We start from the raw sequence: 16,982 nt of genomic DNA, 5'->3' as shown, positions 1-16,982 counted from the left end.
ATGAGATAGAGCCATCTCAAACCTTATGTCTGTGATGGCCCTTGTCGAGAATCAAGAGAGTCCGGATGCTCGTTCGGCCTTTTCCCTGCGAAGCACATCACCCGTCTCTCTGCACTGCGTCGGCACGCTATCGCAGGATCAACCGATCACTTCGATACCGCCCATGTAGGGCTTGAGTGCTGCCGGCACACGGATGCTGCCATCGGCCTGCTGGTAATTCTCCAGCACTGCGACCAGCGTACGACCTACGGCCAGCCCGGAGCCATTCAGTGTATGGACCAGTTCGGGCTTGCCCGTTTCCGGGTTGCGGTAGCGTGCCTGCATGCGGCGCGCCTGAAAGTCGCCGCAGTTAGAGCAGGAAGAGATTTCACGATACTTGTCCTGACTCGGCACCCAGACTTCGAGATCGTAGGTCTTAGTCGCACCGAAGCCCATGTCACCCGTGCACAGCGCCAAAACGCGATACGGCAATTCCAGCAGCTGCAGTACCTTCTCCGCGTTCGCCGTCAAGCCTTCCAACGCTTCGAACGACTGACTCGGCTCGACGATCTGAACCATCTCGACCTTGTCGAACTGGTGCTGACGGATCATTCCGCGGGTGTCACGGCCAGAAGCGCCCGCTTCGCTGCGGAAACACGGCGTATGCGCGACGAATTTCATCGGCAGCTGCTTGGCATCCAGAATCTCGCCAGCCACGATGTTGGTCAGCGAGACCTCGGCGGTTGGAATCAGATAAAGGTCAGCTTCGTTCTCACGGCTGATCTTGAACAGGTCCTCTTCGAACTTCGGAAGCTGGCCGGTACCCTGCAGCGCCGGGGCCTGGACCAGATACGGCGTGTACGCCTCTTCGTATCCGTGCTCGCGGGTGTGCAGATCCAGCATGAACTGCGCCAGGGCGCGATGCAGACGGGCGATCGGCCCGCGCATCAGCGCAAAGCGCGCACCGGATAGCTTGGCCGCGGTCTCGAAGTCGAGCCAGCCGTGCTGCTCGCCCAATGCGACGTGGTCTTTCACTTCGAAGTCGAAGGTCTTGGGCGCACCCCAGCGACGAACTTCGACGTTCTCATCTTCATCTTTGCCCACTGGAACCGATTCGTGCGGCAGGTTCGGCAGGCTCAGCATCAACTGATCCAGCTCGCTCTGGATGCCTTCCAGCTCGACCTTTCCGGCTTCGAGTTCTGAGCCCATACGGTCGACATCAGCGAGCAACGGCGCAATGTCTTCACCGCGCTGTTTGGCCTGACCGATGGATTTGGAGCGGGCGTTGCGCTCGGCCTGAAGTTGCTCGGTACGGGTCTGCACGGTCTTGCGCTGGGCTTCAAGCGCCTCGATACGCGCCACATCCAGCTGGTAGCCGCGGGTCGCGAGGCGGTCGGCCACGTCTTGCAGCTGTGTGCGTACCAGTTTCGAATCAAGCATGGTGGGTCTCGTCTATGGAAGCTTTGAGGAAAGGCCAAGAAGCGAAGTTTACTGTGATCCAGGCCAGGTTCATAACCTGCCAAGCGTAAGTCCGAGCCAAGCGGCCAACAGACCGCCGAGCACACTCACGCCTATGTAACCGAAAGCTGTCGCGGGTTGGCCGCTTTCCAGCAGGCGCAAACCGTCCAGCGAGAAGCTGGAAAACGTCGTTAACGCACCGAGAAAGCCAACGATCAATCCGCTGCGCATCTCCGGGGACAGTTCGGGGCGGTGCAGGAAAGAGGCGTACAGATAGCCAATAAGCAGGCAGCCAAGCAGGTTCACTGCGAGGGTTGCGAAGAAAAAGTGTCTCGGCCACTGAGCGGAGACCCATGTCGAGACGCCGAATCTGATCAGCGTACCTACAACACCGCCGGCGGCCACGGCCAGAACCATGCGAATCATGTTTTTCTCCGCTGCCGCGGGCTTTGCTGATCGAGACGTGCCAGATGCTCAAGTTTGTCGCGGATTTTGCTCTCCAGACCACGCGGTACGGGGTCGTAATAGTGGCGCGGCTCTATTGCTTCTGGAAAATAGTCCTCACCCGCAGCGTAGGCGTCAGGCTCATCATGGGCGTAGCGATATTCGTTGCCGTAACCCAGCTCTTTCATCAGCCGGGTCGGCGCATTACGCAGGTGCAACGGAACCTCCGCCGAGCCGTTCTCCCGAACGTCCCGCATCGCTGCATTGAAGGCGCTGTAAACCGCGTTGCTCTTCGGCGCACAAGCAAGGTAGACGATGGCCTGGGCGACGGCCAATTCGCCCTCCGGACTTCCCAGCCGCTCCTGCACATCCCAAGCCGACAGACACAGGCTCAGCGCCCGAGGGTCGGCATTGCCAACTTCTTCACTGGCCATGCGGACCACACGTCTGGCGATGTACAGCGGATCGCAACCACCGTCGATCATTCGGGCAAACCAGTACAACGAGGCATCCGGATTCGAACCGCGGACCGACTTATGCAAAGCCGATATCTGGTCGTAAAAGGCCTCCCCCCCCTTGTCGAAGCGCCGCCGGCTGTCGCCCAGCAGATCCTGCAGCAGCTCGACGCTGATCTCGCCGCCCTCTTCGGCCAGGTCCGAGGCGTTTTCCAGCAGGTTCAATAGCCGTCGTCCATCACCATCAGCGGCTGCCATGAGGATCTGAAAACTCTCATCCGGCAGACTCAGATGAAGGTCGCCCAATCCCTTAGACTCGGTCAATGCGCGCGTGACCAGCCTGCGTAGCGCAGCCTCGTCGAGGCTCTTTAGCACATAGACCCGGGCACGCGACAACAAGGCATTATTAAGCTCGAACGACGGGTTTTCGGTGGTGGCACCGATGAAAATCAGCGTGCCATCTTCAACGTAGGGTAAAAAAGCGTCCTGCTGAGACTTGTTGAAGCGATGCACCTCGTCAACGAACAAGATCGTACGCCGTCCGTATTGGGCCGCTTGCTGCTTTGCAATCTCCACGGCCTGGCGAATCTCCTTGACGCCAGCCAGCACCGCCGAGACGGTCTCGAAGTGCGCATCAGATACTTTGGCCAACAGGCGCGCTAGGGTGGTCTTGCCGACTCCCGGCGGCCCCCAGAAGACCATCGAGTGCAACGCACCCTGCTCCAGCGCCTCACGCAACGGTTTGCCACGCGCCAACAGGTGCTCCTGCCCAACATATTCGTCAAGGCTGGCGGCGCGCAGGCGTGCGGCTAGAGGTTGAGCGACAGGTTCACGGCTGAACAGGTCCATCGGCGACGGAAGCCTCTGATGCAAACGGCCTGCGGGAAAGCAAGCCGTGTGGGTAAACGGAAAAGCGAATGCCTGTTACTCGGAGATGACGTCGGCCCCATCGGGCACTTCGAAGGTGAACAGCTCGGCCTTGAGTGGCTGGTTCAACTTGACGCCTTGGAACAGGATGTTGGTGCGTTGGCCAACGCCGTCAACCATTTGCATGTCGTTGATCACGCCACCACGAAACGACAGACGAAGGCTGTCGAACAGCGTGTCCTTGGCTTTCGGCTTGAGCGTGAAATCGACCACTTCCCCCGCCTCCTGGTGCGACACCTCAAAATTCTCGTTGATTGCCGATACATCGCCCGACAACAGCAATGCCGGGGTATGGGTCAAGCGCTGGTCGAGTGTCTGGATGGTGACTTGCTCAAGATCCGGATCGTACAACCAGACTTTCTTACCGTTAGAAACCAGCAACTGCTCCATCGGTTCATCGGTATGCCAACGAAACTGGCCCGGACGCTTGAGCGCCATCTCACCGGAGGTCTCTTGCAGCTGGGTTCCGGTGCCATCCAGAGACAGCTGGGAAAAGCGGCCGGTCAAGGTTTCAGCCCTCTGCAGCAGGCCGGTCAGGCGTTGCACAGAGGCAGCCTGGTCAGCGTAAGCCGGAACCAGTGTGAACAGCAGAGCGGATGCAAACAACGCACGAATCAATTGCATGAAGCCCTCGGCGACCTAGTCGCGGGTAGGAGGCGGCGCGAGCACTTCGCGCGAGCCGTTGGTGTTCATAGAGGTCACGACGCCCGACATTTCCATGGATTCGATCATCCGTGCGGCGCGGTTGTAGCCGATCTTGAGCTTGCGCTGGACGGCAGAGATGGAAGCCCGGCGACTTTCAGTGACGAAGCGTACCGCCTCATCGTAAAGCGGATCGTCTTCACTGTCCTCACCGCTGCCACCCTCGCCTCCACCATCGAAGCCGCTTCCCGAGTCTTCCACGCCGACCAGGATCTCTTCGATGTAGTCCGGGGCACCGCGAGCCTTCCAGGCCTCGACAACACGATGCACCTCTTCATCGGAAACGAACGCACCATGGACCCGAATTGGCAGCCCAGTGCCCGGCGGCAAGTAAAGCATGTCGCCGTGGCCAAGCAGTTGCTCGGCACCGCCCTGGTCGAGAATGGTCCGCGAGTCGATTTTGCTTGATACCTGAAACGCCATTCGGGTCGGAATGTTGGCCTTGATCAGGCCGGTGATCACATCCACCGACGGCCGCTGGGTCGCCAGGATTAGATGGATACCTGCCGCCCGGGCCTTTTGGGCAATACGTGCAATCAGCTCTTCGACCTTCTTGCCGACGATCATCATCATGTCGGCGAATTCGTCCACCACGACCACGATTGTCGGCAGCTTCTTCAGCAGCGGCGCTTCGTCTTCCATGCTTTCGCGGCGATACAGCGGGTCGGTCAGTGGCGTACCGGCCTCCTCCGCTTCCTTCACCTTACGGTTGAAGCCGGCCAGGTTACGTACACCCATGGCCGCCATCAGTTTATATCGCCGCTCCATTTCGGCGACGCTCCAGCGCAGCGCGTTGGCCGCTTCCTTCATGTCGGTCACGACCGGACATAAGAGGTGCGGGATGCCTTCATAGATCGACAATTCAAGCATCTTCGGGTCGATCATGATCAACCGCGCGTCTTCCGGCGTGGACTTGAAAAGAATCGACAGGATCATCGCATTCACGCCGACCGACTTACCCGAACCGGTGGTACCGGCAACCAGGAGGTGCGGCATCTTTGCCAGGTCAGCAATCACCGGCTTGCCGCCGATGTCGTGGCCAAGCGCAATGGTGACTGGCGACTTGGCATCATCGTACGGCGCGGACGACAGTACCTCCGAGAACCGAACAATCTGCCGGTCCTCGTTGGGGATCTCGATACCGACGGTAGTCTTGCCGGGGATCACCTCAACGACGCGCACGCTGATAACCGCTAGCGAGCGGGCCAGATCCTTCGCCAGGTTGGAGATGCGGCTGACCTTGACCCCGGCGGCCGGCTGGATTTCGAAACGAGTGATCACCGGGCCCGGATGAACCGACTCGACGATGACCTCAACGCCAAACTCCTTCAGCTTGATTTCCAGCAACCGCGACATGGCTTCGAGCGATTCTGGCGAGTACTGCTTCTGCTGCTTTTCCGCCACGTCCAGCAACGACAATGGCGGGACGCTGCCTTCGATCAGCGGATCGACGAATAGATTGGCCTGCTTTTCCTTCAGCACTCGCTTGCTCTGCTCGACCGGCTTGGGCGGTGCAGCTGCAGGAATCACTGGAGGCGGGCGCTTATCGCGCTCGCTCATGTGTTTGCTCAACGACTCCTCGCGCTCAAGCAGCCGTTCCTTGACCTTGGCGCGCTCTCGGTGATCCGGGAGCGAGCCGGCGACGTCGTTTACCACATCATCGGCTTCGCGCAGCTGCGCAACGACCTGCTTACGCTCGTTACGCGCGGACCACCAGCGACTAAAGAAACTCTGAATCAGCTCTACCAGGTCGAGCGTAATCTTGCCGGTCAGGTCCATCACCTTGAACCATGAAAGGTCCGTAAACACCGTCAAACCGAACAGGAAGAATGCCAACAGCAGCAGCGTACTGCCCTGAACATTCAGCGCTGCCTCGGCGAGCTGTCCCAGGCTTTCGCCCAAAGCGCCGCCCGCTGAAGCAGGCAAACCGTCCGCAAACTGAAAATGAATATAGGCGAGCGCAGATCCGGAAAGAATCAGGAAGACGAGCCCGATAAGCCGCCAGGAAAACAGCCACCCGTTCCAGCTCCAGGGTTGGTGCCGTGCGCGAAAGACCTGCCAGGTCTTGACGCCTAGCAACAACGGAAACAGGAAAGCAAAGTAGCCGAGTGCCATGAACAGCACATCGGCAAACCAGGCGCCGGCGCGGCCGGCGGCATTCTGGACCTGCTGGACGTTGCTGGTATGGGTCCAACCAGGATCGGAGGGATCGTAGGTAAGCAGCGCCATCCAGAGGTAGGCACAAAGCGCGCCGAGCGCGATCAATGCCCCTTCTTTGAGGCGGTAATGCAACTGCTGTCGCCAGACGGAAGCTGGCGCGGTAGAGGAGGTATTCTTCAAAACGCTTTATTTCCTGCGCCCGCGGCGCGCTCTATGAACCGTAGTCAGCCTGAACCTGGACATTGTACGGGTTTGTCGATTCCATGGCATGCCGGTTCCGTACCGGCTTGGGCTTTTGTCCGTGCTTCGGTGTAGCATAAACGCCAGTTTTTAAAGCGTGACTCGACTGGAGCACGCTTCTCTATTGGCAACAAAGGCTTATGAGGGCTTTTTATGAATGAAGTCAAGCATTCACGTCTGATCATCCTCGGCTCGGGCCCGGCCGGTTATACCGCGGCCGTATACGCAGCCCGGGCCAACCTGAAACCGGTGGTGATCACCGGCATTCAGCCCGGCGGCCAGCTGACCACCACCACTGAGGTCGACAACTGGCCGGGAGACGTCGAAGGTTTGACTGGCCCAGCGCTGATGGAGCGGATGCAGAAACACGCAGAGCGCTTCGACACCGAAGTCGTGTTCGACCATATCCACACAGCTGAACTGCAGCAGCGGCCCTTTATTCTCAAGGGCGATAGCGCAACCTACAGCTGCGATGCGTTGATCATCGCCACCGGAGCATCTGCCCAGTACCTCGGCTTGCCCTCAGAGGAAGCGTTCGCCGGACGTGGCGTGTCGGCATGCGCCACCTGTGACGGGTTCTTTTACCGCAACCAGGTTGTGGCGGTGATCGGTGGCGGCAATACCGCTGTGGAAGAAGCGCTGTACCTCTCGAATATCGCCAAGGAAGTTCACTTGATCCACCGCCGCGACAAGCTTCGCTCCGAGAAGATCTTGCAGGACAAGATCATGGAGAAGGCAGCCAACGGCAATATTCGCCTGCATTGGAACCACACCCTGGAAGAAGTGCTTGGTGATGCGAGTGGCGTAACGGGCGTAAGACTGAAGAGCACCGAATCCGGCGAGGAGCAGAACCTTGAACTGGCAGGTGTCTTCATTGCTATCGGGCACAAGCCCAACACAGATCTTTTCCAAGGCCAGCTTGAGATGAGAGACGGCTACCTCGTCATCAAGGGCGGCAACGAGGGAGATGCTACCAGCACCACCATCCCAGGCGTATTTGCTGCAGGCGATGTGGCCGATCACGTTTATCGCCAGGCCATCACTTCGGCCGGCGCCGGCTGCATGGCCGCGCTCGATGCCGAAAAGTTTCTGGACCTGTAACCCTTCTCAGGGCGGATGCCCCCATCCGCCCAGTGGCTATCGATATGCTGACCTGGCTGCAGCGCGACAACTTGTCGTTCCCCCCGCTCGAAAAAGCCATGCGCGAGCCCGACGGGCTTCTCGCTGCAGGAGGCGATCTATCGCCTGAACGCTTGCTGGCGGCCTACCGTCATGGCTGCTTCCCTTGGTATCAGGACGGGCAACCGCTGCTCTGGTGGTCACCCGACCCGCGCACCGTGCTCTATCCCGAAGAGCTGCATGTCGCACGTAGCCTGCGCAAGAAGTTACGGCAGGGAACATTCAGCATTACTTTCGACCAAGCGTTTCGAGACGTCATCGAAGGTTGTGCCGGACCGCGCAACTACACCGACGGCACATGGATCACCATGCCGATGCAAGACGCTTATCTGGAGCTGCATCGGCTCGGCATCGCTCACTCAGTCGAAGTCTGGCAGGACGAGCGGTTGGTCGGTGGCCTCTATGGCCTCGCAATCGGTCGACTATTCTTCGGCGAATCGATGTTCAGCCGTACGACGGACGCATCCAAGGCGGGATTCGTGGCACTAGTGGAACGTCTCAGAGACTGGGGATTCAAACTGATTGACTGCCAGATGCACACGCAACACCTGGCCAGTTTTGGTGCGAGACCCGTCCCCAGGCAAACCTTCGCCAATACGCTCGCCAGCTATCTGGATGAACCCAGTACTGCCCGATGGGAGTCCTAGTCGACGAAGCCAAGCTGACCTACACTGACTTCAAGATTTTCGAGAGCTGACCATGACTTCACTGGCTCGTCTCAAGTTCTACGCCACCCAGCCTCACGCCTGCAGCTACCTGCCCGACGAACAGGCCACCACGCTCTTCCTCGACCCCAGCCAGCCGATGGACGTACAGGTGTACGCAGAGCTGTCCGAAATGGGCTTCCGCCGCAGCGGGGACCACCTCTACCGCCCGCATTGTCAACGTTGCACAGCTTGCATTCCCGCGCGGATACCGGCCGACGGGTTACAGCTCAATCGGCAGCAGAAACGCATCCTCAAGCGCAACGCCGACCTAACCGTGACCGACGTCCGTCCGTCGTTCAGCGAAGAGTACTATGCGCTCTACGCGAACTATATCGAACAGCGCCATGCTGACGGGGACATGTATCCGCCAAGCAGAGATCAGTTCCATACTTTCCTGGTCCGTGATCTGCCCTTTTCTCGCTTCTACGAGTTCCGCCTGGAGGACCGCCTGCTCGCTCTGGCAGTGACCGACCTGCTGCCCAATGGACTGTCCGCCGTCTACACCTTTTACGATCCCAGCGAGGAACGCCGTAGCCTTGGTCGCTTTGCGATTCTCTGGCAGGTTGGTGAAGCGGCCCGACTCGGGCTGAAAGCAATCTACCTAGGCTACTGGATCAAAAACTGCCGCAAAATGAACTACAAAACCGAATATAGACCGATTGAGCTGTTGGTTAACCAGCGCTGGATAACTCTAACCTGAGCCCTTGGCTCTCGGGGCCCTTTCAGGCACAATACTTGCCGCTTTTACCCGGGCATTCTTCGTACCGGGTCTATCATTGGACGCCGAGGGTTTTACTGAATGTCGAAAGAAGACAGCTTCGAAATGGAAGGTACTGTCGTCGACACCCTGCCTAACACCATGTTTCGTGTGGAGTTGGAAAATGGGCACGTCGTTACTGCGCACATCTCCGGAAAGATGCGCAAGAACTACATCCGGATTCTTACCGGTGACAAGGTTCGTGTGGAACTTACGCCTTACGACCTGAGCAAAGGCCGCATCACCTACCGCGCCCGCTGACAGGACGCGAGCATGAACGCCCGGCATAGTCCGGGCTTTTTTGTTTGCGCTCATGCCACGACCTTGATCGTCTCAATCGGCAAGATGCAAAGCGCTGGGTAGTGCAGCTTTGCGCTTCGCCAGCCTGATCAGACAAAAACGCCCGGCGATGCCGGGCGTTTTTGCTCCATCCTCAATGCGTTAAGCCAACTCGACAGACGTCTCAAAGTCAAAGTAGGGCTCGCCATCTCGAATATCGATGTGCACTACACCGCCGTGTTCGGCCAGTTCACCGAACAGGATCTCCTCAGCCAGTGGCCGCTTGATCTTGTCTTGAATAAGCCGAGCCATTGGTCGCGCACCCATTTGCACGTCGTAGCCGCGCTCAGCCAACCAGCCGCGTGCAGCATCGGACACTTCGAGCGTGACATGCTTGTCCTCGAGCTGCGTCTGTAGCTCGATGAGGAACTTGTCAACGATGCTCTTGATAACCTCATGGCTAAGACGGCCGAACTGGATGATCGTATCCAGGCGGTTGCGGAACTCAGGCGTGAAGCTCTTCTTGATCACCTCCATCGCGTCTGACGCATGATCCTGGTGGGTGAACCCAATCGAAGCCCGCGCTGCGGTTTCTGCACCGGCGTTCGTCGTCATGATGATGATGACATTACGGAAGTCGGCCTTGCGGCCATTGTTATCAGTCAGCGTCCCATGATCCATGACCTGCAATAGCAGGTTAAAGACCTCTGGATGCGCCTTCTCGATTTCATCCAGAAGCAGAACGCAGTGTGGCTGCTTGGTTATCGCCTCGGTCAGCAAGCCACCCTGATCAAAGCCAACGTAGCCTGGCGGTGCACCAATGAGCCGAGACACAGTGTGACGCTCCATGTACTCGGACATGTCGAAGCGTATCAATTCGATACCCAGAGCCCGCGCTAGCTGGCGAGCAGCTTCTGTTTTACCAACCCCTGTCGGACCGGCGAAGAGGAATGAGCCCACAGGCTTGTCCGGAGCCTTGAGCCCTGCACGAGACAGCTTGATCGCAGTAGCAAGTGAATCGATAGCATCATCCTGACCGAACACCGTCAGCTTCAGGTCTCGCTCCAAATTACGAAGCAGCTCCTTGTCTGAGGTGCTGACGTGCTTAGGAGGAATGCGCGCGATTTTCGCTACGATATCTTCGACCTGCTCGACCTCAATACGAGCGACGCGCTTATCTTCGGGCTGCAACCGTTGATATGCACCGGCTTCATCGATTACATCGATAGCCTTGTCCGGCATATGACGGTCATTGATGTAGCGGGATGCCAGCTCTGCCGCAGCGCGCAGCGACTCATCGCTATATTCGATCTTGTGATGCTGCTCGAAACGTCCCTTCAACCCGCGCAGGATACCGATGGTGTCTTCAACCGACGGCTCTGAGACATCGACCTTCTGGAAGCGGCGCGCCAGTGCACGATCCTTTTCGAAGATGCCGCGAAACTCCTGAAAGGTAGTCGAACCAATACACCGAATTTCGCCAGACGACAGCAGCGGCTTGAGTAGATTGGAAGCATCCATCACTCCGCCAGACGCCGCCCCCGCGCCGATGATCGTATGGATCTCGTCAATAAAGAGAACAGCCTGGGGGCGCTTACGAAGCTCATTCAGGAGCGCCTTGAATCTTTTTTCGAAATCCCCGCGGTATTTAGTACCGGCCAATAGAGCGCCAAGATCAAGCGAATAAACCACGCTATCGGCCAGCAGCTCAGGCACTTGATTGTCGACGATGCGCTTAGCCAGACCCTCGGCAATGGCCGTTTTGCCAACACCCGCCTCTCCGACCAGCAATGGGTTGTTCTTGCGACGGCGCGCCAAAATTTGCGCGACCCGCTCGACCTCATGTTCACGCCCAACCAATGGGTCGATACGGCCTTGACGCGCCAGATCATTCAAATTGCTTGCATAGGCGTCGAGTGGATTTCCGGCTGCGGAGGACTCACCGCCCTCCTCGTCCTGCATTTCCGAATCGCTTTCGGCATTGCCGCCATTACCCGGCACTTTCGATATGCCGTGCGCGATGTAATTGACGACGTCGATGCGAGCAACATTCTGCTGCTTGAGCAAAAACACCGCTTGGCTTTCCTGCTCACTGAAAATCGCAACCAGCACATTGGCGCCAGTGACCTCACGCTTGCCCGAGCTCTGAACGTGGAACACCGCCCGCTGCAATACGCGCTGGAAGCCTAGGGTCGGCTGTGTTTCACGCTCGTCATCGTGCTGCGGAATCAGAGGCGTAGTGGAGTCGATGAACTCCTGTAGGTCATGACGCAGTTTATCGAGGCTGGCTCCGCAGGCGCGCAACACCGTTGCGGCCGCTTCATTGTCCAGCAGGGCTAGCAGAAGGTGCTCAACCGTCATGAACTCATGACGCTTGGTACGTGCCTCCTTGAAAGCCAGATTCAGAGTGACTTCGAGCTCACGGTTCAACATAGCTTTCACCTCTTACCCAGCAGTCGGGTTAACCGTCCTTCTCGATCTCACAAAGCAAAGGATGCTGGCATTCCCTTGCATATTGATTGACCTGCATTGCTTTGGTTTCAGCGACGTCGCGAGTGTAGACGCCACAAACGGCTCGCCCTTCGGTATGAACCGCCAGCATGATCTTGGTGGCTAGCTCCCGATTGTGATTGAAAATTCCTTCCAGCACCTCCACGACGAAATCCATCGGCGTGTAGTCATCATTAAACATGACAACTTTGAACATCGGTGGTGCCTTCAGCTGCGGCTTGGCTTCTTCGACCGCCAGGCCAGAGGAGTCGTCGTCCGATGTCTTCGGACGATCTTGATTGAATATTAGTCGAATCTCTGGAAATGCACGCATGCGTATAACAGTTCTAGATCGGGGCGCCGAGGCCGGGTAAATAGAAGGGCTTCACAGCCACCTGACGAGTCGCCTTGACTATCGGCAAAACGATGATACAAACAGTATGTGCCACAACGGCAACGGGCTGCGCATGTGGGCCATGTGCTGCATCAGCGCGGAATGAAATGGATGTTACTCCAGTGATGGACTCCTTTGCAGAGGGATAACAGCATGCTAAGCGGTAAGGTCAAGTGGTTCAACAACGCTAAAGGCTATGGATTTATCGTAGCAGACGGCGGCGATGAGGACCTGTTCGCCCATTACTCTGCCATTCAAATGGAAGGGTACAGAACTCTGAAAGCTGGGCAAGCGGTCATGTTCGACATACTGCAAGGTCCCAAGGGCCTGCACGCAACCAACATTCGGTCGCTGCAGACCACTGCGGAGGCGGTTGCACCTGCCTCACAGGGCTCGACCGTAGACGCCTGATGCCAGGCAACAAAAAGGCCGATCATTGATCGGCCTTTTTGTGTTGCTCCCTCAAAAACTACATGTGGGAGATCATGGCATCACCAAACTCCGAGCAGGACATCAGCTTGGCGCCGTCCATCAGACGCTCGAAATCGTATGTCACCGTCTTGGCGGCGATAGCGCTTTCGGTCGATTTGATGATCAGGTCGGCTGCTTCCACCCAACCCATGTGACGCAACATCATTTCCGCCGAAAGGATCAACGACCCTGGGTTGACCTTGTCCTGCCCCGCATACTTCGGCGCCGTGCCGTGCGTGGCCTCGAACATGGCAATTGTGTCCGAGAGATTCGCCCCGGGAGCAATACCGATGCCGCCCACTTCAGCCGCCAGAGCATCTGACAGGTAGTCGCCGTTCAAATTAAGTGTGGCGATCACATCATATTCGGCTGGACGCAGCAGAATCTGCTGCAGCATCGCATCGGCGATGGCGTCTTTGACGACGATGTTCTTGCCCGTATTAGGGTTTTTGAATTGCATCCATGGACCGCCGTCCAGTAGCTCGGCGCCGAATTCATCACGCGCCACCTCGTAGCCCCATTCCTTGAATGCGCCCTCGGTGAACTTCATGATATTGCCTTTGTGGACAATGGTGACTGAGCGCCGATCATTATCTACAGCATACTGCAGCGCCTTGCGCACCAACCGCTTCGTCCCTTCCAACGACACCGGCTTGATGCCTATACCGCAGTTTTCAGTGAAGCGGATCTTCTTGACGCCCATCTCTTCAGTGAGGAATTTGATGACTTTTTCGCACTCTGGCGAGCCGGCTTTCCACTCGACGCCCGCGTAAATGTCTTCGGAGTTTTCGCGGAAGATAACCATATCGACATCTGCCGGCTTCTTCACCGGACTGGGTACGCCCGTGAACCAGCGTACCGGCCGCTGACAGACATACAAATCAAGCTCTTGACGCAGCGCAACGTTCAGCGAGCGAATGCCACCGCCGACCGGGGTGGTCAGAGGGCCCTTGATAGACACCACAAAATCGCGCACGACCTCCAGCGTCTCCTTGGGCAGCCAGGTATCCTGGTCATACACCTGCGTAGCCTTCTCGCCTGCATAGATTTCCATCCAAGCGATCTTGCGCTCACCGCCGTAAGCCTTCTCTACGGCAGCATCGACTACCTTGATCATCACTGGGCTGATGTCCACGCCAATACCGTCACCTTCTATATAAGGAATGATCGGATTGTTGGGTACGTTAAGGGTGTTATCGGTATTGACGGTGATTTTGTCACCGCTGGCAGGCACCTGGATCTTTTGGTATCCCATGCTGGACTCCGTTTTTGTGGTTAAACATTAAACAGTGGTCATCTTCGAAGAGTAACCCAGTTGAATCGGCCTAAACCATATGTTCGTTCGTCGTATGGCCAGGGCATTCTTTGACAACGGGCGGCAGTGATATACTGCTTAGGTGACTAACGAGTCATGAGAGGCAGCTAATCTCCGACGAGATCCTCGCCCCTGAACCGCCAGGCTGCCAACCGCAGCCGGTCGGTCAAATACTCAACACTCCAGTGGTGCTGCATCCAACATCATCGCGGCGAACCTCGAAACTGGCACGGCTAACGCAGCCAGGGCGCCTACCTGCGCAAATCGAAGTTCTGTGCACGCTCAGCAAGAGAGAGTCAACTCTACATGTCCACCCGCTCGAAGATTATCTATACCTTCACCGACGAAGCCCCGGCGCTGGCCACCTATTCGCTTCTGCCCATTGTAGAAGCCTTTGCCGCCTCCGCTGATATTGCCGTCGAAACACGTGACATCTCTCTCGCAGGGCGCATCCTTGCAAGCTTTGCCGATCAACTGGGTGCCGACAAAGCGGCTGAAGATGACCTGGCCAAGCTTGCCGAGCTGACTAATCAGCCGGACGCCAACATCATCAAGCTCCCCAACATCAGCGCCTCCGTGCCTCAACTCAAGGCGGCCATCGCTGAACTGCAAGCATTGGGTTATGGCATTCCCAATTTTCCAGAAGACCCGCAGACGGAAGCCGACAAAGAAGTGCGTGCGCGTTACAGCAAGGTGCTCGGTAGCGCCGTCAACCCGGTTCTGCGCGAAGGCAACTCGGACCGACGCGCCCCCGCAGCGGTAAAAGCCTTTGCTCGCAAGCATCCGCACTCAATGGGCAAGTGGAGCAAGGCGTCGCAGTCGCATGCGGACTACATGCGCGGCGGCGATTTCTTCTCCAGCGAACAGTCCATCACCATGGCAGCAGCCGGCGATGTGCGGATCGAGTTTGTCGGCAAGGATGGCAAGGTTGAAGTCAAAAAGCAGTTAGCCTTGCAGGAAGGCGAAGTGCTCGACGGCATGTTCATGAGCTGCAACAAGCTGCGTGAGTTTTTCGAGCAAACGCTGCAGGACTGCAAGGAAACCGGCGTTATGTGGTCCCTGCATGTCAAGGCGACCATGATGAAAATCTCGCACCCGATCGTCTTCGGCCACGCCGTTAGCGTTTACTACAAGGACGTCTTTGACAAGTACGGCGAGCTGTTCAAAGAACTGGGCGTCAATCCAAACAATGGCATCAGCAGCGTCTACGACAAGATCAAGTCGCTGCCCGACTCCCAGCAGGAAGAGATCCTTCACGACATCCACGCCTGCTATGCCGAGCGCCCTGAGATGGCGATGGTGGATTCTGTCAAAGGGATTACAAACCTGCACATTCCGAGCGATGTGATCGTTGATGCGTCCATGCCCGCCATGATCCGCAACTCGGGTCAGATGTGGGGCAAAGACGGAAAGCAGAAAGACACCAAGGCGGTGATGCCAGAGAGCACCTATGCCCGCATCTATCAGGAGATGATCAACTTCTGCAAGACCAACGGCGCCTTCGATCCGGTAACCATGGGCAGCGTACCGAACGTCGGCCTGATGGCGCAGAAGGCCGAAGAGTACGGCTCCCATGACAAGACCTTCGAAATGCAAGCTGACGGCACCATGCGCGTCGTGCTGGCCGATGGCACCGTGCTGATGCAGCACGAAGTGGAGAAAGGTGACATCTGGCGCGCATGCCAAACCAAGGATGCGCCGATTCGCGACTGGGTCAAGCTGGCCGTTACCCGCGCGCGCCAATCGGGCACGCCGGCCATCTTCTGGCTTGACCCAGAGCGCGCGCACGATCGTGAACTGCAGAAGAAGGTTGAAGCCTATCTGCAGGAGCATGACCTGAGCGGGCTAGACATTCGCATCATGGGCTACAACGAAGCCATCCGCGTGAGCATGGAACGCCTGATTCGTGGCCAGGACACCATTTCCGTGACCGGTAACGTGCTGCGCGATTACCTGACCGACCTGTTCCCGATCATGGAACTCGGCACCTCGGCAAAAATGCTGTCGATCGTTCCCTTGATGGCAGGCGGTGGCATGTACGAGACCGGCGCGGGTGGGTCCGCACCCAAGCATGTCCAGCAGTTGATCGAAGAAAACCACCTCCGCTGGGACTCGCTCGGTGAGTTCCTGGCGTTGGCCGTGTCGCTGGAAGAGACGGGCATCAAGACCGACAACGTCAAAGCCAAACTGCTGGGTAGAACGCTGGATGCTGCCACTGGCAAGCTGCTCGACAACAACAAGTCGCCCTCTCGTCGTACCGGTGAGCTGGACAACCGCGGCAGCCACTTCTACCTGGCGCTGTACTGGGCGCAGGAGCTTGCAGCACAAACCGAAGATGCTCAACTGCAGGCCCATTTCGCGCCCCTGGCGAAGCAGCTGCAGGACAACGAGCAAGCCATTCTCGCTGAACTGGCCGAGGTTCAGGGCAAACCCGTGGAGATTGGCGGCTACTACCGCTCCAATCCTGAGCTGACCAGCAAAGCGATGCGTCCTAGCGCAACATTCAACGCCGCGCTCGCCGCCCTGGCTTGATCTTCGTTGGTGGTACTGCTGCATGAAAAAAAGAAACCCCGGCGCTAGGCCGTAATGCTGTTCACTTAAGCGGAGCAGCCTTACGATCCACCGGATACCGGGTTTTGGAAATCTTCACCGTCCTTGGCCTCCCAGGCCTTGGGCGGTGATCCAGAAACAGCCCTGCGACACCTCCCCGCAATTCAGCCAGCCTTCTTCCCGTTACCGAAACCGGATTGGCCGCCGCCATGACGATCAATTGCACCGCGATGTACTGGCAGGCGGATTTGAACCTTATATCTGAAGGCTCCCGACCGAAGGCTACTGCGGCCTGGCTCGCTTCCCTGCGAATGATGTTGTAAGCCAGTAGCAGGCCCCAAACCTCCTGATAAATCAGGTCAATCTTCTTGCTGCGTAGTGTCACTGCGTTTTGTTGCATCGAGCTTTTGATGTCTCGAAAGCCCAACTCGATCTCCCAGCGCTCCAGGTACAGCTCAGCGACAGCCTCTGCGCT

At 57.7% G+C, this 16,982-nt stretch carries 15 protein-coding genes; 6 read left to right on the top strand and 9 right to left on the bottom strand.

Translation table 11 applies throughout. The features are described 5' to 3' along the window. Positions 1–138: 138 nt before the first annotated feature. From serS to ftsK, 5 genes are all read right to left on the bottom strand, one after another. Entirely contained in the window at positions 139–1,419 is a 1,281-nt protein-coding gene (serS, locus tag ACQKEK_RS09445) for a serine--tRNA ligase (protein WP_128121205.1), read from the bottom strand. Between the two features lie 69 nt (positions 1,420–1,488). Further along, positions 1,489–1,863: a fluoride efflux transporter CrcB gene (gene crcB / locus ACQKEK_RS09440; protein WP_499142272.1), complete on the bottom strand. Its 375-nt coding sequence runs from the start codon at positions 1,861–1,863 to the stop codon at positions 1,489–1,491. Next, entirely contained in the window at positions 1,860–3,185 is a 1,326-nt protein-coding gene (locus ACQKEK_RS09435; RefSeq protein WP_127839505.1) for a replication-associated recombination protein A, read from the bottom strand. Before ACQKEK_RS09435 ends, crcB begins: the two co-directional genes overlap by 4 nt. Before the next feature lie 75 nt (positions 3,186–3,260). Further along, positions 3,261–3,887, bottom strand: a complete 627-nt coding sequence (gene lolA / locus ACQKEK_RS09430; RefSeq protein WP_499142271.1) for an outer membrane lipoprotein periplasmic chaperone LolA — start codon at positions 3,885–3,887, stop codon at positions 3,261–3,263. Positions 3,888–3,902: 15 nt separating this feature from the next. Next, on the bottom strand, positions 3,903–6,305 hold the full coding sequence (gene ftsK, locus ACQKEK_RS09425) for a DNA translocase FtsK (RefSeq protein WP_499142269.1): 2,403 nt from the start codon (positions 6,303–6,305) through the stop codon (positions 3,903–3,905). A 213-nt stretch (positions 6,306–6,518) separates the two neighbouring features. On the opposite strand from ftsK, the gene trxB reads away from it, so the two are divergent. From trxB to infA, 4 genes are all read left to right on the top strand, one after another. Further along, complete coding sequence (gene trxB, locus ACQKEK_RS09420) at positions 6,519–7,466, top strand: thioredoxin-disulfide reductase (RefSeq protein ID WP_499142268.1); 948 nt, start codon at positions 6,519–6,521, stop codon at positions 7,464–7,466. A 44-nt stretch (positions 7,467–7,510) separates the two neighbouring features. After that, positions 7,511–8,191, top strand: a complete 681-nt coding sequence (gene aat / locus ACQKEK_RS09415) for a leucyl/phenylalanyl-tRNA--protein transferase (RefSeq protein WP_499142266.1) — start codon at positions 7,511–7,513, stop codon at positions 8,189–8,191. A 52-nt stretch (positions 8,192–8,243) separates the two neighbouring features. After that, positions 8,244–8,951 carry an arginyltransferase gene (locus ACQKEK_RS09410; protein WP_128121201.1) on the top strand — a complete coding sequence of 236 codons (708 nt, stop codon included), beginning with the start codon at positions 8,244–8,246 and terminating at the stop codon, positions 8,949–8,951. A gap of 99 nt (positions 8,952–9,050) precedes the next feature. Then, entirely contained in the window at positions 9,051–9,269 is a 219-nt protein-coding gene (infA, locus tag ACQKEK_RS09405; protein ID WP_002553999.1) for a translation initiation factor IF-1, read from the top strand. 180 nt (positions 9,270–9,449) lie between these two features. Here the strand turns inward: infA and clpA are convergent, their stop codons facing one another. Together clpA and clpS are read right to left on the bottom strand one after the other, a co-directional pair. Continuing rightward, complete coding sequence (gene clpA, locus ACQKEK_RS09400; protein WP_128121200.1) at positions 9,450–11,720, bottom strand: ATP-dependent Clp protease ATP-binding subunit ClpA; 2,271 nt, start codon at positions 11,718–11,720, stop codon at positions 9,450–9,452. A 28-nt stretch (positions 11,721–11,748) separates the two neighbouring features. After that, the gene (gene clpS / locus ACQKEK_RS09395) at positions 11,749–12,111 is read right to left on the bottom strand and encodes an ATP-dependent Clp protease adapter ClpS (RefSeq protein ID WP_499142263.1); all 363 of its coding nucleotides are present in this window, start codon (positions 12,109–12,111) and stop codon (positions 11,749–11,751) included. 213 nt (positions 12,112–12,324) lie between these two features. Between clpS and cspD the strand changes: the two genes are divergently transcribed. Then, positions 12,325–12,582: a cold shock domain-containing protein CspD gene (cspD, locus tag ACQKEK_RS09390; protein WP_045426519.1), complete on the top strand. Its 258-nt coding sequence runs from the start codon at positions 12,325–12,327 to the stop codon at positions 12,580–12,582. A 58-nt stretch (positions 12,583–12,640) separates the two neighbouring features. On the opposite strand, the gene icd is transcribed toward cspD, so the two are convergent. Continuing rightward, the gene (icd, locus tag ACQKEK_RS09385) at positions 12,641–13,897 is read right to left on the bottom strand and encodes an NADP-dependent isocitrate dehydrogenase (protein ID WP_064482494.1); all 1,257 of its coding nucleotides are present in this window, start codon (positions 13,895–13,897) and stop codon (positions 12,641–12,643) included. Positions 13,898–14,263: 366 nt separating this feature from the next. Between icd and ACQKEK_RS09380 the strand changes: the two genes are divergently transcribed. Further along, entirely contained in the window at positions 14,264–16,489 is a 2,226-nt protein-coding gene (locus tag ACQKEK_RS09380) for an NADP-dependent isocitrate dehydrogenase (protein ID WP_499142261.1), read from the top strand. A 61-nt stretch (positions 16,490–16,550) separates the two neighbouring features. On the opposite strand, the gene ACQKEK_RS09375 is transcribed toward ACQKEK_RS09380, so the two are convergent. Then, the coding region (locus ACQKEK_RS09375; RefSeq protein ID WP_499167598.1) for a transposase at positions 16,551–16,982 on the bottom strand (432 nt) is incomplete at its 5' end.

The sequence above is a fragment of the Pseudomonas sp. NPDC077408 genome, from assembly GCF_050269105.1.
Classification (GTDB): domain Bacteria; phylum Pseudomonadota; class Gammaproteobacteria; order Pseudomonadales; family Pseudomonadaceae; genus Stutzerimonas.
The sequence above is the reverse complement of the archived record's forward strand: the minus strand, read 5'-3'. Positions and strand labels throughout refer to the sequence as shown.